Genomic DNA, 19959 nt, shown 5'->3' on the forward strand with positions numbered 1-19959 from the left:
GGTCGGGCCGGACAAACGCGTTTCGCCGGTTGTCCCGGGGGTAGCGCCACCGGATGATGTCCCCCATGCGGCCAAGCGTCCACGCGGAGACCGGGTCCGGCGCGGAGCGCGCGGATGCCGTGGTCGTCGGTGCCGGTCACAACGGACTGGTCGCCGCTAACCTGCTCGCCGATGCCGGGTGGGACGTCCTGGTGCTGGAGGCGACCGGCGCGCCCGGCGGCGCGGTCCGCTCCGCCGAGGTCACCGCCCCCGGCTACCTCAGCGATCTCTACAGCTCGTTCTACCCCCTCGGGTACGCCTCGCCGGTGCTGCGCCGGCTCGCCCTCGACGAGCACGGCCTGGCCTGGCGGCACGCGCCGGACGTGCTGGCGCACCTGCTGCCGGACGGGCGGGCGGCGGTGCTCAACCGCGACCCGGAGCGCACCGCGGCGTCGCTGGCGGCGTTCGCGCCCGGCGACGGGGACCGCTGGCTGGAGTCGTACGCGGACTGGCGGACCATCTCCCGGCCCCTGGTGGACGCGCTGTTCACCCCGTTCCCGCCGGTGCGCAACGGGCTGGAGCTGCTCGCCCGGCTGCGGACGGCCGGCGTCCTGCGGCTGGCCCGGCGGCTGGTCCTGCCGGTCCGTCAGCTCGGCACGGAACTGTTCGACGGCGAGGGCGCCCCCGCGCTGCTGGCCGGCTGCGCCCTGCACACCGACCTGTCCCCCGAGGACGCCGGCTCCGGCATCTACGGCTGGTTGCTGGCCATGCTCGGGCAGCAGGTCGGCTGGCCGGTGCCGGTCGGCGGGGCACAACGGATCACCGACGCGCTGGTCGCCCGGCTGCGCGCCCGGGGCGGAAGGATCAGCTACGACGCGCACGTCGACCGGGTGCTGGTCGCCCGGGGACGGGCGATGGGCGTCCGCACGGTCGACGGCCGGAACTGGCGGGCCCGACGGGCGGTGCTCGCCGACGTGCCCGCGCCGGCGCTCTACCTCGACCTGGTCGGCGCGGCCCGGCTGCCGTCCCGACTCGTGGCGGACCTGGCCCACTTCCGCTGGGACGGCTCCACCGTCAAGGTCGACTGGGCGCTGGACGGCCCGGTGCCGTGGACCAACCCGGAGGTGGCCGGCGCGGGGACGGTGCACCTGGCCACCGACCTCAACGGCCTGACCCGGTACGCGACGGCGCTGGCCTGCGGCGAGGTCCCGCAGGACCCGTTCCTGCTGGCGGGGCAGATGACCACCGCCGACCCGACCCGCTCCCCGGCCGGCACCGAGTCACTGTGGGCGTACACCCACCTGCCGTTCCGGCGTGACTGGCGGGCCGAGGACGTGGCCGGGCACGTGGAACGGATCGAGGCGGTGCTGGAACGGCACGCGCCCGGCTTCCGCGCCCGGATCCGGGGCCGGTACGTGGCCGGCCCGGCGGACCTCGAGGAGCGCAACCCGAGCCTGGTCGGCGGCGCGGTCGGTGGCGGTACGGCCGCCGCGTACCAGCAGCTCTTCCTTCGCCCGGTGCCCGGCCTCGGCCGCCCGGACACCCCGATCGACCGGCTCTACCTGGCCAGCGCGTCGGCGAACCCGGGCGGTGGTGTGCACGGCGCGCCCGGGGCGAACGCGGCGCGGGCGGCGCTGATCCGGGACCGGGCGGTGACCGGTGCCCTCTACGCGCGGGCCCTCGGCGCGGCGAACCGCGCCGTCTACCGCTGAACCGCCTACCGGGTGGCCGCCTGCGATTCGTCGTCCGTGCCGGCCCGGGGCAGGGCGGCCGGCGGCTGGTCGTCGGTGTCGGCCGGCGGCGTGCTGCCGGTCGCCGCCGTCCCCGGCGTACGTTGTGCCACCACCTCGACCGGTGCGGCCTCCGTCTCCCGGACCGGTGCCGCCTCCGTCTGCTGGACCGGTGCGGCCTCCGTCTCCCGGGTCGGTACGGCCTCCAGTTCCTGCGGCGTGGCGCCGCCGATGTCCCGGTGCCGGCTGCGCAGCCGGAACGGCATCAGCGCGCTTTCGATCTTGGTGGCGGTGGTCATCTTCGACACGCCGTCCCGACGCTCCTCGAAGCGGATCGGCACCTCCAGGATGGTGTGCCCCAGCTTCGTCGCCAGGTAGTGCATCTCGACCTGGAAGCTGTACCCGTTGGACTGCACCCGGTCGAGGTCGATGTCGCGCAGCGCCTCCGCCCGCCAGATCTTGAAGCCGGCGGTCAGGTCGCGGATCCGGACCCGCAGCAGGGTGTGCACGTAGAGGTTGGCCCACCCGCTCAGCGCGCGGCGGTAGAGCGGCCACGCCTCGTCCAGTTCGCCGCCGGGGACGTAGCGGGACCCGATCACCACGCCGGATCCGGTGGAGAGCAGCGAGCCGAGCATGCCGGGCAGCGCCTCCGGCGGGTGCGACAGGTCGGCGTCCATCTGGGCGACGTACTCGGCGCCACCGGCCAAGGCCCGGGTCATGCCGTCCACGTACGCGCGGCCGAGCCCCTCCTTGCCGGGGCGGTGCACGACCTCGATCCGGCCGGGGTGTTCGATGGCGAGCTTGTCGGCGACCTCGCCGGTGCCGTCGGGAGAGTTGTCGTCGGCGACGAGTACCCGCAGCCCGGGGAGGGGAAGGGCGAGAAGCCGCTCCACCAGCACCGGGAGGTTCCCCGCCTCGTTGTAGGTCGGCACCACGACCGTCAGGCGCGCGTCCCGCCACGGCGAGGGTAACTGTACGGGTTCGATCATGACGAGCATCCTCAGTTTGCCGGCAAGTGTTCCTGAAAGGGTAGCCATCCGAGCGCGTCCCGCTGTCAGGGCTCCCCGGTGAGTCTTCGGGCGGTTCACCACGCGTGGCCCCGGTCGCCCCGGCTCCGCCCGGTACGGTCGGCTCAGCGCTGGTGGCGGGCCGGCCCGGCCGGGGTGGGCGCGACCGTGTCGCCCCCGGCGGCGGTGACCACCGGGCCCGACGACCGGCCGCGCGAGGACCGGCGGCACCGGACGCTCCGGGTCACCGGCCGGCCTTCTGCCGGGTCGCGATGTCCGCCAGCCGGTTGAGCGTCTCCTTGTTGCGCTGCTTCAGCACGAGGTCGTTGAGCTTGTTGCGGACCCAGCGCAACGGCCCGGCGGCGAAGTCCTCGGCGAGGCGGACGCGGGTGGAGTCCGGACCGGCCGGTTCGAGGGTGAAGACCACGATCGCCTCCCCGGCGGGCCAGAGCCCGGCGCGGATGACGAGCCGGTGCGGGGGTTCGCAGGCGAGCACCGTGGAGGTGTCGGTGAGGGAGAAGGGCCAGGGCCCCGCCCGGTGGTGCAGCCGCGTGCCGACGGCCGGCCAGCCGTCGTCGACGTCCCGCACGTGCACCGTGCCGACCACCCAGTCGCTGTACGTCCACCCGTCGGCGAGAACCTCGAAGACCTGGTGCGGGGGTGCTCCGACCACTCTCTCCACAATTGCCACGCAGGTCCCATACCCCCACCAGGGCGGGTGGTAACCGGTTAGCTTCTCCGGACGTCCGGGTAAGGCCGGTCGGCGAGCCCGGCCGGCGGCGCGCAAGCCGCGCCGGGCACCGACGCGGTCCGCGCGACCCGGCCGCGCCGCCGACGACGCGTACGCCCCGAGCGTGAGGTTTACGCCCCCGACGCTCGGGAACCCGCCGCCCGTGCGAGGCGGCCATGAGGGGTATCAGCGCAGGTCAGCCGGGGGACACCCGGCTGCTGGACCGGTGCCCGACGGGACCGCCCCGGCGCTGTACGACGCCGTCCTGTTCGACCGGGACGGCACCCTGGTCGAGGACGTGCCGTACAACGGCGACCCGGACAAGGTCCGCCCGATGCCGGGGGCGCGGGCCGCGCTGGACCGGCTGCGCTCCGCCGGCCTGCGGCTGGGTGTGGTGACCAACCAGTCGGGGTTGGCCCGTGGCCTGTTCACCGAGGCGGACATGCGCCGGGTGCACGCCCGGGTGGAGGACCTGCTCGGTCCCTTCGACACCTGGCAGGTGTGCCCGCACGACGACGGCGACGACTGCGGCTGCCGGAAGCCCGCGCCCGGACTCGTCCGGGCGGCGGCACGACGGCTGGGCACGTCGCCGCAGCGGTGCGTGCTGGTGGGGGACATCGGCCGGGACATGGCCGCCGCCCTGGCCGCCGGGGCGACCGGGGTGCTGGTGCCGACCCCGGTCACCCGGGCGGAGGAGGTGGCCGCCGCGCCGACGGTGGCCCGCGACCTGCCCGCCGCGGTGACGGAGATCCTGCGCCGGCGGGCCGCGGTGGTGCCCGCCGCGCCCCGGCGGGCCGGCACGGTGCTGGTGGCCCGGACCGATTCGGCCGGCGACGTGCTGCTCACCGGCCCGGCGATCCGGGCGGTCGCGGCGGGCGCGCGTCGGGTGGTGCTGCTCTGCGGCCCCCGGGGGCGGGCCGCCGCCGACCTGCTGCCCGGCGTGGACGACGTCGTGGAGTGGCCGCTGCCGTGGATCGACCCGGCCCCCGGCCCCGTCGACCGGGAACGGATGGCCGCGCTGCTGGCCCGGCTCGCCGGGGTGGACGCGGACGAGGCGGTGGTCTTCACCTCGTTCCACCAGTCGCCGCTGCCGCTGGCCCTGTTGCTGCGGATGGCCGGGCTGCGACGGATCAGCGCGGTCAGCGACGACTACCCGGGCTCGCTGCTGGACGTCCGGCACCGGGTGCCGACCGGGGTGCCGGAGCCGGAACGGGCCCTGTCCCTGGCCGCCGCGGCCGGCTTCGCCCTGCCACCGGGGGACGAACCGGTCCTGCGGCTGCGCCCGGAGGCGCTGCCACCATCACCCGGACCGCCCGGGTACGTGGTGGTGCACCCCGGTGCCTCGGTGCCCGCCCGGGCCTGTCCGGCCCGGGTGCACGCCGACGTGGTCGCCGCGCTGACCGCCGCCGGACACCGGGTGGTGGTCACCGGCGGACCGGAGCAGACCGGGCTGACCGCCCGGGTGGCCGGCGCCGGTGGGGTGGACCTCGGTGGCCGGACCCGTCTGGCCGACCTCGCCGCCGTCATCGCCGCCGCCGGTGCCGTGGTGGTCGGCAACACCGGCCCGGCCCATCTCGCCGCCGCGCTCGGCGTGCCGGTGGTGAGCCTGTTCGCGCCGACCGTGCCGTTCGGGCAGTGGGGCCCCTACCGGGTGCCCACCGTCCGGCTGGGCGACGCCGCCGCGCCCTGCCGGGACAGCCGCGTCGCGCAGTGCCCGGTCCCCGGTCACCCCTGCCTCTCCGGGGTCGACCCGGCCGAGGTGGTCGCCGCGGTCCGGCTGCTCGGCGTCACCGGCACCGACCGTACCGACGTTCCGGTCGCCGACCGTGCCGGCGTCCCCGCCGGCCGCCGCACCGGCGGCGGGTCCGGGGCGGGCTGGCGGGGAGGTGACCGGTGAACGTCCTGCTCTGGCACGTACACGGTTCCTGGACCACCTCCTTCGTCCACGGCAAGCACCGTTACCTGGTACCGGTCACCCCGGACCGGGGTCCGTACGGGCGGGGGCGGGCCCGTACCTACCCCTGGCCGGACAGTGCCGTCGAGGTGGCGCCGACCGCCCTGCGCCGGGCCGAGGTCGACCTGGTCGTGCTCCAGCGGCCCGAGGAGTACGACCTGGCCTGCGAGTGGCTGGGCCGCCGGGTCGGCCGGGACGTCCCCGCCGTCTACGTCGAGCACAACACCCCCAAGGGGGACGTGCCGAACACCCGTCACCCGATGGCCGACCGCGACGACCTGCTGATCGCCCACGTCACCGGGTTCAACCAGCTGTTCTGGGACACCGGTGGCACCCGGACCACCGTCGTCGAGCACGGCATCGTGCCGCCGCGCGCGGCGTACACCGGCGAGCTGGACCGGCTGGCTGTGGTGATCAACGAGCCGGTCCGGCGCTGGCGGGTCACCGGCACCGACCTGCTGCCCCGGTTCGCCGAGATCGCCCCGCTGGACGTCTTCGGCATGGGGGTGGCCGGGCTGGCCGACCGGCTGGGCCTGCCGCCGGAGCGGGTGACCGGTCACGAGGACGTGCCGCAGGACCGGATGCACGCGGAACTGGCGCGGCGGCGGGCCTACCTGCACCTGTGCCGGTGGACCTCGCTCGGACTGAGCCTGATCGAGGCGATGGCGATCGGCATGCCGGTGGTCGCCCTGGCCACCACCGAGGCGGTGGTGGCCGTCCCGCCCGACGCGGGTGTGGTCTCCACCCGGATCGACACCCTGCTGGAGGCCGCCCACCGGTTCGTGGCCGACCCCGCGACCGCCCGCCGGGTGGGCGCCGAGGCCCGCGCGGCGGCCGGGGCCCGGTACGGCCTGGCGCGATTCCTCGCCGACTGGGACCGGTTGCTGGAGGAGGAAGCATGCGCATCGCGATGATCTCGGAGCACGCCAGTCCGCTCGCCGTGCTCGGCGGGGAGGACGCCGGTGGGCAGAACACCCACGTCGCGGAGCTGGCCGCCGCGCTCGTCGCCGCCGGTCACGACGTGCGGGTCTACACCCGCCGGGACTCCGGCACGGTGCCGGAGTCGGTGCGCACCGGGGACGGCTACCGGGTGGTGCACGTCCCCGCCGGCCCGCCCGAGCCGGTCGGCAAGGACACCCTGCTGCCCTACATGGAGTCCTTCGCCGACTGGCTGGTCGAGCGGTGGGGCTCCGGGGACTGGACGCCGGAGGTGGCGCACGCGCACTTCTGGATGAGCGGCCTGGCCGCGTTGAGCGCCGGCCGGCGGACCGGGGTGCCGGTGGTGCAGACCTACCACGCGCTCGGCACGGTCAAGCGACGCCACCAGGGGGCGCAGGACACCAGCCCGGCCGGGCGGGTGGACTACGAACGGATCCTCGGCGTGGCCGTGGACCGGGTCGTGGCGCAGAGCCGCGACGAGGTCCGCGAGCTGGTCGCGATGGGGGTGCCCCGGTTCCGGATGACGGTCGTGCCCTCCGGGGTCAACCTGCGCGCCTTCAGCCCGGTCGGGCCGGTCGCCGACCGGGTCGACGGTCTGGCCCGGGTGCTGACCGTGGGGCGGCTGGTGCAGCGGAAGGGCTTCCACGAGGTGATCCGGGCGATGCGCGCCGTGCCGGACGCCGAGTGCGTGGTGGTGGGCGGCCCGCCGGCCGACGCGATCGACGAGGACCCGCAGGCCCGCCGGCTGCGGGCGCTCGCCGCGACGTACGGGGTCGCGGACCGGGTGCGTCTCGTCGGCGCGGTTCCCCGTGCGGAGATGGGCCGCTGGTACCGCTCGGCCGACGTTCTCGTCGCCGCCCCCTGGTACGAACCGTTCGGCCTCACGCCGCTGGAGGGCATGGCGTGCGGGGTGCCCGTGGTCGGCACCGCCGTCGGCGGGATCGTCGACACCGTCGTCGACGGGATCACCGGCGACCTGGTGCCGCCGCGCGACCCGGACGCGCTCGGCACGGCGGTCCGCCGGCTCCTGGCGGACCGGGACCGGCGCTTCGCGTACGCCACCGCGGCCCTGGACCGGGCCCGGCACCGGTACTCCTGGACCCGTACCGCCGCACACCTCGCCGAGGTCTACGCGGCGGTGACGGCGGCGCGTCGGCCGACCCGGGTGGTCGCCTGATGCCGGCCCCCACGGTCCTGGAGGCGCACCTGGCCGACCTGGCCGTGGCGCTGCGGGCGTACCGGCACTCGGCGGCCCGGCTCGCCGACTGGGGGAACGTCCTCGCGGCGACCCTGGGCGCCGGCGGGCGACTGCTGGTCGCCGGGAACGGGGGCAGCGCCGCCGAGGCCCAGCACCTCACCGCCGAACTCGTCGGCAAGCTGCGCCACGACCGGCGACCGCTCTCCGCCATCGCCCTGCACGCCGAGACCAGCGCGCTCACCGCGATCGGCAACGACTACGGCTACGACGAGGTCTTCGCCCGCCAGGTCCGCGCCCACGGCCGGCCCGACGACATCCTCCTGCTGCTCTCCACCAGCGGCACCAGTGGCAACCTGCTCGCCGCCGCCGGCGCCGGACGGGAGGCCGGGCTGCGCTGCTGGGCGATGACCGGACCGGCGCCCAACCCCCTCGCCGACGCCTGCCACGACGCGCTGACCGTCGACGCCCCGGACAGCCAGATCGTGCAGGAACTGCACCTGGTCTCGGTGCACGTGCTCTGCGAACACGTCGACCGGGCGCTGCTGCTGCCGGCGGGCGCGGTCGTCACCGGCACGGAGCCGCAGCCGGTCGCGGCGACCCGCGCGGCCCCGCGTGCCGGGGTGGAGGTCGTGCTCGACGACGTCCCCGGACCGGGGACCGGGTCGGGCGGGGGGACGGTGTGACGGGGCCGGTGGTGGTGCTCGGTGACGTCCTGCTCGACCGGGACGTGGAGGGAGTGGTGAACCGGCTCTGTCCGGACTCGCCCGGACCGGTGCTGGACGAGACCACGTACGTCGAACGGCCCGGCGGCGCGGGGCTCGCGGCGTTCTTCGCCGCCGCCCAGGGTGCCGAGGTCGCCCTCGTCACGGCCCTGGCCGACGACGCCGCCGGGGCCCGGCTCAGCTGTCTGCTGACCGCTGCCGGGGTGCAGGTGTACGCGCTGCCGCTGCTCGGCGCCACCCCGGAGAAGATCCGGCTGCGGGCGCGGGGCCGGGTGCTGGTGCGGCACGACCGGGGCGGCTCCCCGGGGCCGCCCGGAGAACCGGGCGAGGCGGTACTGCGCCTGATCGCCGATGCGTCCGCCGTCCTGGTCAGCGACTACGGCCGGGGCGTGGCCCGGCAACCGGCGCTCCGCGCCGCGCTGGCCGCCACCGCCGCGCCGGTGGTCTGGGATCCGCACCCGCGTGGCCCGGTGGCCGTTCCCGGGGTGCACCTGGCCACGCCGAACGAGGCGGAGGTCCGCGAGCTGGCCGAGGCCCCGCCGGGACCGTCCCGCCTGGCCACCGCCGCCCGGGGCGCGCAGGGGCTGCGGCAGCGCTGGCGGGCCGGTGCGGTCGCGGTGACCCTCGGCGCCGACGGCGCGCTGCTCTGCCACGCCGGGGCGACCCCGCTGGTGGTGCCCGGCCCCGGTGGCGCGGAGGGGGACACCTGCGGGGCGGGGGACCGCTTCGCGGCGACCGCCACGGTCGCCCTGGCCCGTGGCGCGCTGGTCTCCGAGGCGGTGCAACTGGCGGTCGCCGAGGCGTCGGCGTACGTCGCCGCCGGGGGAGTGGCCGGGATACCGCCGCCCCCGGTCGGGGAGCCCGCCCCGGCGGTGTTCGGCACCGGTGGGGAGCGGATCGGCGCGGCGGCGGCCGGTGCGGTGGTCGCCGCGACCCGGGCGACCGGCGGCACGGTGGTCGCCACCGGTGGCTGCTTCGACCTGCTGCACGCCGGGCACGTCGCCACCCTCCAGGCCGCGCGGCGCCTCGGCGACTGCCTGGTGGTCTGCCTCAACTCCGACGCCAGCGTGACCGGTCTGAAGGGACCGGACCGACCGGTGGTGTCCCAGGGCGACCGTGGTCGGCTGCTCGCCGCGCTGGGCTGCGTCGACGCGGTGATGATCTTCGACGAGCCGACCCCGCAGGCGGTGCTGTCCTGGCTGCGCCCGGACGTCTGGGTCAAGGGCGGCGACTACACCACCGGTGCCGGGGACGAGCCGGTGCTGCCGGAGGCGGAGCTGCTGCGCCGCTGGGGCGGGCACACCGTGGTCGTGCCGTACCTGCCCGGACGATCGACCACCGACCTGCTCGCCGCGGCCCGTGCGGCCGGTGCCGACCTGCTCCGGCCGGCCCCGTCGACCGGCCCCGACGACACCGGCCGGCGCGGCGCGGCCACCCCGGCACGGCGGTCCGGCACCGTCGAGCGCCAGCACCCGGAAGGAGCACGATGAGTAGCGGTGTCCTCCCCGACGGGTCGACGGTCCTGATCACCGGCGGCGCGAGCGGCCTCGGTGCCGCCGTCGTCACCGCCGTCGCCCGGGCCGGCGGCCGACCGGTGGTGCTGGACCGGAACCCGCCCGGCGACGGGGTGCCCTGGATCGAGTGCGACCTGGCCGACACCCGGGCCGCCGAGACGGCCACCCGGCAACTCGCCGAACGCTCCGGCGGCCTGGACGCGGTGGTCACCGCCGCCGGGATCGACGTGCCCGGCCGACTGGCGGACGTGCCGGGGGAGACCTGGGACCGGATCGTCGCCGTCGACCTGCTCGCCACCGCCGCAGTGGTCCGCGCCGCCCTGCCCTACCTGCTCAGCTCGCGCGGCACGGTGGTCACCGTCGCCTCGACCCTGGGCGTCAAGGCGGTCGGCGACGCCACCGCGTACTGCGCGGCGAAGTTCGGTGTGGTCGGCTTCACCCGCGCCCTCGCCGCGGAACTCGCCGGGCAGGTCGGGGTCACCCTGCTGATCCCCGGCGGCATGCGGACCCCGTTCTTCGACGACCGGGACGAGCAGTACCGGCCGGGGCCGGACGCCGCGCTCAACGAGCCCGCCGACACCGCCGCCGCGGTGCTGTTCGCGCTCTCCCAGCCGGCCGGCTGCGCGGTACGGGAACTGGTCGTCTGCGCCGCAGAGGAGTCGTCGTACCCGTGATCCTGGTCCTGCGCGCGCTCGGCGTCGGCGACCTCGCCACCGCCGTACCGGCCCTGCGCGCGCTGCGCGCCGGACACCCGGACCGGGAACTGGTGCTGGCCGCCCCGGGCTGGCTGACCCCCCTGGTCGACCTGGTCGGCGGCGTCGACCGGGTGCTGCCGGTGACCGGGCTGGACGGGCCGGAGTGGTCGGGACCGGGCCCCGAGATCGCGGTCAACCTGCACGGCCGGGGGCCGCGCTCGCACGAGCTGCTGCGCTCCGCCGCCCCCGGCCGGCTGTTCGGGTTCCGCTGCCCACCGGCCGGGCACCCGGACGGCCCGGAGTGGGACGACGCGGAGCACGAGGTACGCCGTTGGTGCCGGCTGCTCGACTGGTACGGCCTCCCGGCCGACCCGGCCGACCTGGCCCTGGCCCGACCCGCGCCGGACCGGGTTCCGGTCGGGGTGACCGTGCTGCACCCGGGGACCAAGGTCCCGGCCAAACGCTGGTCGCCCGCGCGGTTCGCCGCCGTCGCCCGGCACCTGACCGGGCTCGGGCACCGGGTGGTGGTGACCGGCTCGGCCACCGAACGGGGGGTCGCCGAGCAGGTGGCCCGGCGGGCCGGGCTGCCCCCCACGGCGGTGCTGGCCGGCCGGACCGGCCTGGCCGACCTGGCCGCGCTGGTCGCCCACGCCCGGCTGGTGGTCAGCGGCGACACCGGGATCGCCCACCTGGCGACCGGGTACGGCACCCCGTCGGTGGTGCTCTTCGGCCCGGTCCCGCCGGCCCGCTGGGGTCCGCCACCGGACCGTCCCCGGCACCGGGTGCTCTGGGCCGGCAGTGGGGACTACCGGGGATGGGACGGGGTAGGGGTGCACCCGACGATGGCGGCGCTCCCGGTCGAGCGGGTGCTGGCCGAGGTGGACGAGGCGGAACGGGCGGTACGGGACGACGATGCGGTTGCGGCGCAGTGATCCGGGCCGGCCGGGGTACGGCCGCCGGCGGGCGGGCCGGGGCTGGCGTTTCGTCGACCCGACCGGCGTGACCGTACGCGACCCCGACCAGCTGACCCGGCTGCGGGAACTCGTCATCCCGCCGGCCTGGCGGGACGTGTGGATCAGCCCCTACCCGAACGGGCACATCCAGGCCACCGGGATCGACGCGGCCGGCCGCAAGCAGTACCTCTACCACCCCGAGTGGCGGCGCCGGCGCGACGAGGCGAAGTTCGACCACGTACTGGAGGTGGCCCGCCGGCTGCCGGCGCTGCGGGACCGGGTCGAGCGCGACCTGACCGGCCGGGGGCTGCGCCGCGACCGGGTCCTGGCGACGGTGACCCGGCTGCTGGACATGGGCACCTTCCGGGTCGGCAGTGACCAGTACGCGGCCGGCGACGACCCGACCTTCGGCGTGGCCACTTTGCGTCCCGAGCACACCCGGTCCCGGGGCGACTGCGTGGTCCTCTCCTTCCCCGCCAAGGGCGGCATCGACCAGGTCCGCCGGATCGACGACCCGGAACTGTGCCAGGTGCTGCGCAACCTGCGCCGTCGTCGGCGGGCGGCGGACCGGCTCTTCGGCTACTGGGACGGCACCAGCTGGCGGGACGTGCGCAGCGACGAGGTCAACGACTACCTGCGCGAGGCCAGTGGCGGGGAGATGACCGCGAAGGACTTCCGCACCTGGCACGCCACCGTGCTGGCCGCCGTCGACCTGGCCGGGACGGGCGTACGGCGCTCGGCCACGGCCCGGCGGCGGGTCGTCGTCGCGGTCATGCGGGACGTCGCCGAGTTGCTCGGCAACACCCCCACGGTGGCCCGCGCCTCCTACGTGGACCCCCGGGTGGTGGACCTCTACCACGACGGTGTGGTCGCCCCGGTGGGTCCGGACACGCCCCGACCGGAGGCCGAGCGGGCGGTGCTGGCCCTGATCGAGGAGGCCTGACCGGGCCCCACCGGTGCGGGGGGTGGGGGCGGGGCCGGAGGCGGGTGCGGCGTCGGCCGCAGGATGACCGGGGGAACCGGTTGCCGGGGAACGCCGCCGCGGTTTGAGCCCACGTCGTGCCCCGTCGAGTGGCCGGCACGACGCTGCCGCAACCCCCGTTGCCCGCGCGGCACTCCCAGGCAGCCGGTCACCGGACCGGTGATCAGCCGGTCAGGGGCCAGTATGCCGGGGGCTCGTTGTCCCGGGGTGCCACCGGGTTGACCGTCCGTGCCAACGCCTCGGCCTCCCGGTAGGACTGGGGGCTCATCCCGTACGCCGCTCGGAACACCCGGCTGAAGTGGGCCTTGTCGGTGAAGCCCCACCGCCAGCCGATGGCCTGGACGGTCCGGCCGCGCAGGCGCGGGTCGGCCAGGTCCCGCCGGCAGCGTTCCAGCCGGCGGCGACGGATCACCTGGCCGACGGTCTCCGGCTCGGCGGCGAAGAGCCGGTGCAGGGTCCGTACGGAGACGTGGTGGGCGTCGGCGACGGCCTGCGGGGTGAGCGCGGCGTCGCCGAGGTGACGGTCGATGAAGGCGAGCACCCGGGTGAGCAGCGCCTGCTGCCGCACCTCGGCCGGCAGCGTCTCCTCGACGTCGAGGTGCCCGGCGAGCATCGCCGCGACCAGGTCGACGGTTATCCGGGCCAGCCGGGGGGCCTCGGCGGCGCTGAACTGCTCCGGGTGCCGGGTGAGCCGGTCGAGGTGCCCGGCGATGAGCGCCCCCATCCCCTCCGAACCGCTGAGCCGGGCCGCGGTGATCCGCTCCAGCCGGTCCGGGGCGATCGGCAGCATCGCCTTGGGGATCACCACGGTCAGCGCGCCCGCCTCCTGGTGGACGCCGTCCGCGATGTGCACGAGTTCGTACGGCCGACCGTAGTCGAGGAAGGTGAACGCGTCCCGTCCGACGAGGGTGTGTTGGCGACGGGCGCTGATCCCGCTGGAGCCGGCGACGGTCAGGGCGAGCTGGTAGATGCCGGGGTCGCCCTGGCGGATGAGCTTCGGGGTGCGCTTTCCGGCCAGGGACTGGTACCGGAACCGGGTCAGCGAGACGCCGCCGAGGTCGACCAGGCGGGCGCTGCCCCGGAAGTCGGCGGCGTGCTCGGTGCTCATGGCGATCGGCGCGGCGGCCCGGCCGGTGACGTCCAACCAGTACGGCCACCGGTCGGCGGGCGGCAGCCGCCTGGTGTCCACAGTCTCCGTCGGCAGCATCGTCCCCCCTTCCGGCCCACCATCGTCCCCGTTCGCGCCAGCGGGCACCGACAACCGGAGGCGGCGTGTGCCCAGGGTCACGGGCGGTCGCGTGGAGGTGGGTCGCCGGTGTCGTCCGGCGGGCGGGGGCGGCCGCCCCGGTAGGGCGGGACGGCCGGGTGGGGAGTCAGTCGTTGAGCACCTGTGCCAGCCGGTCCCGGAACCGGCGCTCGGAGTCGCTGACCACGTCCCCGCCGAGGCCGAGGAGCCCGCCCGTCGAGGCCGCCGTCACCACCTGGTCGGCGATCTCCACCAGCCAGTGCCGGTACGCCCCGGCCTGCCCCTCGTCCACCCGGGTGGCGAGCAGCGCGGCGGCCTGCCCGGCCCGGGTGAGCACGTCGTCGATCACGGCCTGGGGGTCCGACGGCGCGAGCACCGGCAGTTCCTCGCCGGCCTCCGGATCGCCCACCCGGGAGACGATCTCGCCGGCCACGGCGGCGACGAGCGGACTCGCCGACTCCCGGCCGGACGCGATGGTCTCCAGCCCGGCGGCGCTCTCCGCCCGGGTGCGCCGGGTGCCGTCGGACTCCGCCGCGCTCGCCGCGGTCAGGACCGACTGGGGCAGGCCGACCAGCAGCCCCCACTCCTCGTCGGAGAACCCGAACCCGGTGTACGCCGGCTGTTCGATCACGGCAACGCCCCTTTCGCTGTGCACTCACTCGACGGCCCCGCGCCGCGTGGGCGGCGGGGGCGGAAACAGGCTAGACCAGGGTCAGCAACGCCTGCCCGCTCACCACGGGCACGGACAGCGTCTTGTACCCGACGTCGTCGAAGAGAACCGTCATCCGGTCCTCCTCGTAGCCGAGCACCATGCCGGGCCCCCATTCCGGGTGGCGGACCTGGCTGTGCACCGGGTAGGGCGGTTCGCCGGCCTCCTCGACCGTGGCGACGCTGGTGCCGGCGTGGCAGTTGTCGCAGTGCCCGCAGACCTCGGTCATCTGCTCCCCGAAGTACGCCAGCAGCGCCTGCCCCCGGCAACCGGTGGTCTCGGCGAAGGCCCGCATCATGTCGGTCCGGGACCGGCTGACGGTCTGCTGGCGTTCCGCCTCGGCCAGCGCCGCGGCCGCGGCGTCCAGGGGTGCCGGAGCGTAGCGGGGGGCACCGATGCGCTGCCGGCCCCGGGGGGCGGCGGCGCCGACCTGCTCCAGCAGGGAGAGGTACTGGCCGAGCCTGCGGGGGCCGAGCCCGGTCAGCTCCCGCAACTGCTTACGGTTGACCGGCTTGGCGCGCAGCAGCGCGGCCAGTTCGTGCAGTTGCTGCTCGTCCGGCAGGCCACCGGTGAAGTAGCGTTGCAGGCCGACGTCCTCGGCCTGCCAGAGCAGCAGTACCCGGGCCGACTGGCCGTCCCGCCCGGCCCGGCCGATCTCCTGGAAGTAGCTGTCCGGTGAGTCGGGTAGCGCCACGTGCACCACCCAGGCGATGTTCGGCTTGTCGATGCCCATGCCGAACGCCGAGGTCGCCACCATGATCGGCACCTGGTCGGCGAGGAAGGCCCGGTGCAGGTCGTTGCGGGCCCTGGCCGGCATGCCGCCGTGGTAGTACTGCGCCGGGAAGCCAGCGTCGGTGAGCCGTCCGGCCAGGTCCTCCGCCGACCGCCGGGTCGGGGTGTAGATGATGCCCGGCCGCTCGTCCTCGCGCAGCAACGCGATCAGCCGTCGCCAGCGGTAGTCCTCGGTGGGGCAGTGCGCGACCTCCAGGAAGAGATTCGGTCGGTCCAGCCCGGACAGCACCAGTTCCGGGTCGCGCAGGTGCAGCCGGGCGACGATGTCGTCGCGGACCGGCGGCGAGGCGGTGGCGGTCAGCGCCACCACCGGCGGCCGACCGATGCCCTCGATCAGGTGTCCCAGCGCGAGGTAGTCGGGGCGGAAGTCGTGCCCCCAGGCGGAGATGCAGTGTGCCTCGTCGATCGCCACCAGCGCCGGCTCCAGCGCGCGGACCTCGGCCATCCGGGTCGGGTCACTGAGCTGCTCGGGGGTGATGAAGAGGAACTCCGCCCGCCCCGCCCGGATCTCGGCGAGCGCCTCGGCCTGCTGGGCGGGGGTCTCGACGGAGCTGACCCGAACCGCCCGCAGCTCCGGCCGGCGCCGCTCGTGCAGGGCGGCGATCTGGTCCTGCTGGAGGGCGAGCAGCGGGGAGATCACCACCGTGCAACCGGGGATGAGGCTCGCGGGGATCTGGTAGATGGCGGACTTGCCGGCGCCGGTGGGCAGGACCACCAGCGCGTCGCGCCGTTGCATCACCGCCCGCATCGCGGCGAGCTGATTGGGCCGTAGCTCGTCCCAGCCGAAGAGGTCACGGGCGGCGCGGCGCAGGGCGGTGGTGTCGCGGGATCGTGTCATCGGTGGCCGGTGGTACCCGTACCGATCGGCGGCGAAACCGTACGTTCCCGGCCGGCGGTGCGGGTGTTTCCGCCGGTGGCGGCGGGGCGTTCGGCCGGGGCCGGGGTCAGCGGAACATGGCGCGGATCGCGGCGATCAGGAGCAGGCCGCCGACGACCAGCCCGAGCAGGCGGACCCCGGGAACGTCGTACCAGTCGACCTCGTCGGCAGCGGTGATCAGCGAGGAGTGCACCACCGAACTGTCGCACGGCCACGCACGTCCGTGCCATGGCACGGGTCGACCGATCCGCCACTCTCAGTAATAGAAAGGTTTATTGACTATTAGTCGGGCCGGTGTGACCATGGCAGCACCGCAGACGGCGGGAGAGACCGCCGCCGGGACACCGAGGGGGTTCGGGGACCGCATGAGCGCACCGATGGGGAACCTGGCGAGCCTGGCCGCTGCCGTCCTGCAACCCGGCTTCGTCGGCACCACCCCGCCCCCGTGGGTCTGTCGGTGGCTCGGCGAGGGGCTCGGCTCGGTGGTCCTGTTCGCGCGCAACGTCATCGACCCGGCCCAGGTCGCCGCGCTCACCGCCGCGTTACGCGCCGAACGGCCGGACGTGATCGTCGCCATCGACGAGGAGGGCGGCGACGTGACCCGGATCGAGTCCGGGCCGGGCAGCTCCCGTCCGGGCAACCTCGCCCTCGGCGCGGTCGACGATCCGGCGCTCACCGAGGGGGTGGCCCGGGACCTCGGCATGGAACTGGCCGCCGCCGGCATCACCCTGAACTACGCCCCGGACGCCGACGTCAACTCCAACCCGGACAATCCGGTGATCGGGGTGCGCGCGTTCGGCGCCGATCCCACGCTGGTCGCCCGGCACACCGCAGCCTGGGTGCGCGGCCTCCAGGCCGGCGGGGTCGCGGCCTGCGCCAAGCACTTCCCCGGGCACGGCGACACCCGGGTCGACTCGCACCACGACCTGCCCCGGATCACCGCCGACCGGGCCCGCCTCGACACCGGCGAGCTGGTGCCGTTCCGGGCGGCGATCGCCGCCGGGGTGCAGTCGGTGATGACCGGGCACCTGCTGGTCCCCGCCCTCGACCCGGTCCTGCCGGCCACCCTGAGCCGGCGGGTCCTGACCGACCTGCTCCGCGACGAGCTGGGTTTCCACGGTGTCGTGGTGACCGACGCCATCGAGATGCGCGCGGTCGCCGACACCTACGGCTTCACCGGCGCGGCGGTCCGGGCCCTCGCCGCCGGGGCGGACGCGATCTGCGTCGGCGGTGAACACGCCGACGAGGAGACCGTGCGCCGGCTGCGCGACGGCATCGTGGCCGCGGTGGTCGACGGGGACCTGCCCGAGGAGCGGCTCGCCGAGGCGGCCAAGCGGGTCGGCCAGCTCGCCGCCTGGAGCACCGCCGCCCGCGCCGGTCACCCCCGGCCCACCGGGACGGACGGCATCGGGTTGGCCGCCGCCCGCCGGGCGGTCCGGGTCACCACCGGTGACGGTGCACCGCTGGTGCCGTTGACCGCGCCGGCGCACGTGGTGGAGTTCGCGCCGCCCCGCAACATCGCCATCGGTGCGGAGACCCCCTGGGGGATCGGCGCGCCCCTGGCCGACCTGCTCCCCGGCACCACCACCGTCCGGTACGCCGAGGCGGAGGTTCCCGCCGAGCCGGCTGCCGGCCCGCCCGACCGTCCTCTCGTCCTGGTCGTCCGGGACCTGCACCGGCACGGCTGGATGCGGGCGGCGGTGGACCGCGCGCTGGCCGCCCGTCCGGACGCGGTGGTGGTCGAACTCGGCCTGCCCGTACTGGTCACGGGGCGGGTGCACGTGGCGACCCACGGGGCCAGCCGGTCCGGGGCGCGGGCCGCCGCCGAGATCCTCACCGGTGCCGGGGTGGGCTAGGTCCCGCCGTTCCCCGTCCCGGCCCGTGCCGGCGTCGGTCCGGCGCGGTCGGTCACGGCTCGTCGGTGGAGGTGACGAGGTCGGCGTACCCGGGATGGCGGTCGACGAAGGCGGCCATGAACGGGCAGCGGGGGACCACCCGGGCACCCCGTCGGCGCACCTCGTCCAGCGTGCCCCGGATCAGCGCCTCGCCGACGCCCGCGCCCCGGAACGCCGGGTCCACCTCGGTGTGCGTGAAGACCAGCACGTCCGCGCCGCGCGGCCGGTAGGCGGTGAACCCGGCCAGCGCGTCGTCGACCAGGATCTCGAAGCGGCGGCGGGCCGGGTCGTCCTCGACGAGGTAGCTCACCCGGCCATTCTCCCCCCGCCGCCGGCCAGCCGGTCCAGTTCGGCCAGCAACCGGTCCGCCTCCTCCACCGTGTTGTAGTGGTAGACGCTGGCCCGGACCGCGCCGCCGCGCTCGCGCAGCCCGAGCGCCCGGAAGTACTCGTAGGCGTAGTAGTCACCGTGGGAGAGGCAGATTCCGGCCACACCGAGCGCGGTCGCGGTCTCCGCCGGGGTCGACCCGGCCAGCCGGAAGGAGACCGTCGGGCAGCGCCCGGCCGGGGCCGGCAGCACGGTCACCCCGGGCAGCGCGGCCAGCCCGGCCAGCAGCCGGTCGAAGACCACCTGCTCGTGCGCCCGCGCGGCGGCCAGCCCGGCCCGGACCCGCGTCCGCCGGTCACCCCGGACGGCCGGGTCCAGCCCGGCCAGGTGATCCACCGCGGCGGTCACCCCGGCCAGCAGGGGGAAGCTCGGGGTGCCGTACTCGAACCGGTCCGGCACCGCGTCGGACGAGGGCCGTAACTTCTCCGGACGCAGCGCCGCCCAGCGGTCCGGGTCGGCGACCAGCGCGGCGACGTGCGGACCGGACCACTTGTAGGCGCTGGTGACGAAGAAGTCCGCGCCGAGGGCGGGCACGTCGGTCGGCCCGTGCGGTACCGCGTGCACCCCGTCCACGCAGACCAGCGCCCCGGCCGCGTGCGCCGACCGGGCGATCGCGGCGACGTCCGGTACGGTGCCGACGGCGTTGCTGGCGGCGGTCACCGCGACCAGCCGGGTCCGCTCGCCGACCAGGTCGGCGTACTGGGCGGCGGGGAGGTCCCCGGTGACCGGATCGAACTCCGCCCACCGCACGGTCGCCCCGGCCCGCTGCGCCGCCTGCACCCAGGGCCGGACGTTCGCGTCGTGGTCCAGCCGGGACACCACCACCTCGTCGCCCGGTCGCCAGGTGTCGCCGAGCGTGCGGGCCAGCGTGTACGTCAGGGCGGTCGCGCTCGGCCCGAGCACCACCCCGTCGGGCGCGACGCCGAGCAGGTCGGCCACGGCCGCGCGGGCCGCCGCGACGATCTCCAGTGACCGGCGGCCCGGAGCGGACGCGACGCTGCGGTTGCCCACCGCGTGCCGCATCGCCCCGGCGACCGCCTCGACGACCCCGGCGGCCGGCTGGGTGCCGGCGGCCCCGTCGAGGTGCAGGTGACCCTCGGTCAACGCCGGGTAGGCGGCCCGGACCCGGGCGATGTCGAACGGCATGTCGGGCACCCTAGCGCGGTCGTCGGCACCCGCTGCCGCCCGCTCCGGCATGATCGTCGTGGTGCCGGGCTGGACGGCGTTGCGTACCCTGGCACCCGTGACGAACCGACGCGCCACCACCGCCCCCACCACCGCCCGTCGCGCCGCCGGTCTGCTCGCCGGCCTCGCGCTGGGCGTCGCCGTGCTCGCCGGGTGCAGCTCGGAGAACGCCTCCACCGACTGTGGACTGGACGCCTGTACCGTCACCTTCGACCGGGGCGTCGACGCCAGCGCCAACATCCTCGGCATCGAGGCCAAGCTGATCGGCGCCCAGGACGACCAGGTCACCGTGGAGGTCGCCGGCGAGCAGCTCACCCTGACCACCGGGCAGCAGGCCACCGAGGTCGGCGGCTTCACCGTCTCCGTGGACAGCGTCACCGACAGCAACGTGACGATCCGGGTGGCGCGCAACCCGGGCAACTGACCTGGCCCGGTCCCGAGGACGGTTTCGCGGGTGGTGGTGCC

The 19959-nt window shown here is 75.9% G+C and carries 18 protein-coding genes and 1 pseudogene; 11 read left to right on the top strand and 8 right to left on the bottom strand.

Translation table 11 applies throughout. The annotated features are described in order from the left end of the window. The first annotated feature begins 65 nt into the window (after nt 1–65). A complete protein-coding gene (locus AB0F58_RS19110; RefSeq protein ID WP_357144238.1) occupies nt 66–1691 on the top strand; it encodes an NAD(P)/FAD-dependent oxidoreductase in 1626 nt (541 codons plus the stop codon). Between the two features lie 248 nt (nt 1692–1939). Here AB0F58_RS19110 and AB0F58_RS19115 read toward each other — a convergent pair. Both AB0F58_RS19115 and AB0F58_RS19120 read right to left on the bottom strand, forming a co-directional pair. Further along, nucleotides 1940–2698 (bottom strand): annotated as a pseudogene (locus tag AB0F58_RS19115) (polyprenol monophosphomannose synthase); the annotation flags it as partial. 262 nt (nt 2699–2960) lie between these two features. Then, complete coding sequence (locus AB0F58_RS19120) at nt 2961–3407, bottom strand: SRPBCC family protein (protein WP_357144241.1); 447 nt, start codon at nt 3405–3407, stop codon at nt 2961–2963. A gap of 265 nt (nt 3408–3672) precedes the next feature. Here AB0F58_RS19120 and AB0F58_RS19125 point away from each other — a divergent pair, with 265 nt between their 5' ends. The 8 genes from AB0F58_RS19125 to AB0F58_RS19160 are packed head-to-tail and all read left to right on the top strand — an operon-like array spanning nt 3673 to nt 12364. Next, on the top strand, nt 3673–5343 hold the full coding sequence (locus AB0F58_RS19125) for an HAD-IIIA family hydrolase (protein WP_357144243.1): 1671 nt from the start codon (nt 3673–3675) through the stop codon (nt 5341–5343). Continuing rightward, a complete protein-coding gene (locus tag AB0F58_RS19130) occupies nt 5340–6314 on the top strand; it encodes a glycosyltransferase (protein WP_357144246.1) in 975 nt (324 codons plus the stop codon). The genes AB0F58_RS19125 and AB0F58_RS19130 overlap by 4 nt, the downstream gene beginning before the upstream one ends. Continuing rightward, nucleotides 6299–7516, top strand: a complete 1218-nt coding sequence (locus tag AB0F58_RS19135; RefSeq protein WP_357144249.1) for a glycosyltransferase — start codon at nt 6299–6301, stop codon at nt 7514–7516. The genes AB0F58_RS19130 and AB0F58_RS19135 overlap by 16 nt, the downstream gene beginning before the upstream one ends. After that, entirely contained in the window at nt 7513–8220 is a 708-nt protein-coding gene (locus AB0F58_RS19140; protein WP_357144543.1) for an SIS domain-containing protein, read from the top strand. Before AB0F58_RS19135 ends, AB0F58_RS19140 begins: the two co-directional genes overlap by 4 nt. Continuing rightward, nucleotides 8217–9749 (top strand): PfkB family carbohydrate kinase, encoded by a 1533-nt coding sequence (locus AB0F58_RS19145; RefSeq protein WP_357144251.1) that lies wholly within the window; start codon nt 8217–8219, stop codon nt 9747–9749. Before AB0F58_RS19140 ends, AB0F58_RS19145 begins: the two co-directional genes overlap by 4 nt. Beyond that, nucleotides 9746–10447: an SDR family oxidoreductase gene (locus AB0F58_RS19150; protein ID WP_357144254.1), complete on the top strand. Its 702-nt coding sequence runs from the start codon at nt 9746–9748 to the stop codon at nt 10445–10447. The genes AB0F58_RS19145 and AB0F58_RS19150 overlap by 4 nt, the downstream gene beginning before the upstream one ends. Then, nucleotides 10444–11400, top strand: a complete 957-nt coding sequence (locus AB0F58_RS19155; RefSeq protein WP_357144257.1) for a glycosyltransferase family 9 protein — start codon at nt 10444–10446, stop codon at nt 11398–11400. Before AB0F58_RS19150 ends, AB0F58_RS19155 begins: the two co-directional genes overlap by 4 nt. Continuing rightward, complete coding sequence (locus AB0F58_RS19160; protein ID WP_357144260.1) at nt 11381–12364, top strand: DNA topoisomerase IB; 984 nt, start codon at nt 11381–11383, stop codon at nt 12362–12364. Before AB0F58_RS19155 ends, AB0F58_RS19160 begins: the two co-directional genes overlap by 20 nt. A 202-nt stretch (nt 12365–12566) precedes the next feature. Here AB0F58_RS19160 and AB0F58_RS19165 read toward each other — a convergent pair whose 3' ends face one another. The 4 genes from AB0F58_RS19165 to AB0F58_RS19180 all read right to left on the bottom strand — a co-directional run bounded on the left by AB0F58_RS19165 (nt 12567) and on the right by AB0F58_RS19180 (nt 16220). Beyond that, on the bottom strand, nt 12567–13610 hold the full coding sequence (locus AB0F58_RS19165; protein WP_357144262.1) for a helix-turn-helix domain-containing protein: 1044 nt from the start codon (nt 13608–13610) through the stop codon (nt 12567–12569). 166 nt (nt 13611–13776) lie between these two features. Next, entirely contained in the window at nt 13777–14280 is a 504-nt protein-coding gene (locus AB0F58_RS19170; RefSeq protein WP_357144265.1) for a hypothetical protein, read from the bottom strand. 70 nt (nt 14281–14350) lie between these two features. Beyond that, a complete protein-coding gene (locus tag AB0F58_RS19175; RefSeq protein WP_357144267.1) occupies nt 14351–15988 on the bottom strand; it encodes a RecQ family ATP-dependent DNA helicase in 1638 nt (545 codons plus the stop codon). 106 nt (nt 15989–16094) lie between these two features. Next, the gene (locus AB0F58_RS19180; RefSeq protein WP_357144561.1) at nt 16095–16220 is read right to left on the bottom strand and encodes a hypothetical protein; all 126 of its coding nucleotides are present in this window, start codon (nt 16218–16220) and stop codon (nt 16095–16097) included. Nucleotides 16221–16392: 172 nt separating this feature from the next. On the opposite strand from AB0F58_RS19180, the gene AB0F58_RS19185 reads away from it, so the two are divergent. Then, the gene (locus AB0F58_RS19185; protein ID WP_357144270.1) at nt 16393–17883 is read left to right on the top strand and encodes a glycoside hydrolase family 3 protein; all 1491 of its coding nucleotides are present in this window, start codon (nt 16393–16395) and stop codon (nt 17881–17883) included. A gap of 52 nt (nt 17884–17935) precedes the next feature. On the opposite strand, the gene AB0F58_RS19190 is transcribed toward AB0F58_RS19185, so the two are convergent. Together AB0F58_RS19190 and AB0F58_RS19195 are read right to left on the bottom strand one after the other, a co-directional pair. Next, entirely contained in the window at nt 17936–18232 is a 297-nt protein-coding gene (locus tag AB0F58_RS19190) for a GNAT family N-acetyltransferase (protein ID WP_357144272.1), read from the bottom strand. Beyond that, nucleotides 18229–19455 carry a cysteine desulfurase-like protein gene (locus AB0F58_RS19195; RefSeq protein WP_357144275.1) on the bottom strand — a complete coding sequence of 409 codons (1227 nt, stop codon included), beginning with the start codon at nt 19453–19455 and terminating at the stop codon, nt 18229–18231. Before AB0F58_RS19195 ends, AB0F58_RS19190 begins: the two co-directional genes overlap by 4 nt. Before the next feature lie 97 nt (nt 19456–19552). Between AB0F58_RS19195 and AB0F58_RS19200 the strand changes: the two genes are divergently transcribed. Continuing rightward, entirely contained in the window at nt 19553–19918 is a 366-nt protein-coding gene (locus tag AB0F58_RS19200) for a hypothetical protein (RefSeq protein ID WP_357144278.1), read from the top strand. Nucleotides 19919–19959 lie beyond the last annotated feature (41 nt).

The sequence above is a fragment of the Micromonospora sp. NPDC023956 genome (genome assembly GCF_040639195.1).
GTDB lineage: Bacteria > Actinomycetota > Actinomycetes > Mycobacteriales > Micromonosporaceae > Micromonospora.

Excerpts from the sequence above, each read along its gene's own strand:
- AB0F58_RS19110 (WP_357144238.1), top strand. The coding sequence starts at position 66 with ATGCGGCCAAGCGTCCACGCGGAGACCGGGTCCGGCGCGGAGCGCGCG.
- AB0F58_RS19135 (WP_357144249.1), top strand. The coding sequence starts at position 6,299 with ATGCGCATCGCGATGATCTCGGAGCACGCCAGTCCGCTCGCCGTGCTC.
- AB0F58_RS19150 (WP_357144254.1), top strand. The coding sequence starts at position 9,746 with ATGAGTAGCGGTGTCCTCCCCGACGGGTCGACGGTCCTGATCACCGGC.
- AB0F58_RS19160 (WP_357144260.1), top strand. The coding sequence starts at position 11,381 with ATGCGGTTGCGGCGCAGTGATCCGGGCCGGCCGGGGTACGGCCGCCGG.
- AB0F58_RS19165 (WP_357144262.1), bottom strand. The coding sequence starts at position 13,610 with ATGCTGCCGACGGAGACTGTGGACACCAGGCGGCTGCCGCCCGCCGAC.
- AB0F58_RS19175 (WP_357144267.1), bottom strand. The coding sequence starts at position 15,988 with ATGACACGATCCCGCGACACCACCGCCCTGCGCCGCGCCGCCCGTGAC.
- AB0F58_RS19185 (WP_357144270.1), top strand. The coding sequence starts at position 16,393 with ATGAGCGCACCGATGGGGAACCTGGCGAGCCTGGCCGCTGCCGTCCTG.
- AB0F58_RS19195 (WP_357144275.1), bottom strand. The coding sequence starts at position 19,455 with ATGCCGTTCGACATCGCCCGGGTCCGGGCCGCCTACCCGGCGTTGACC.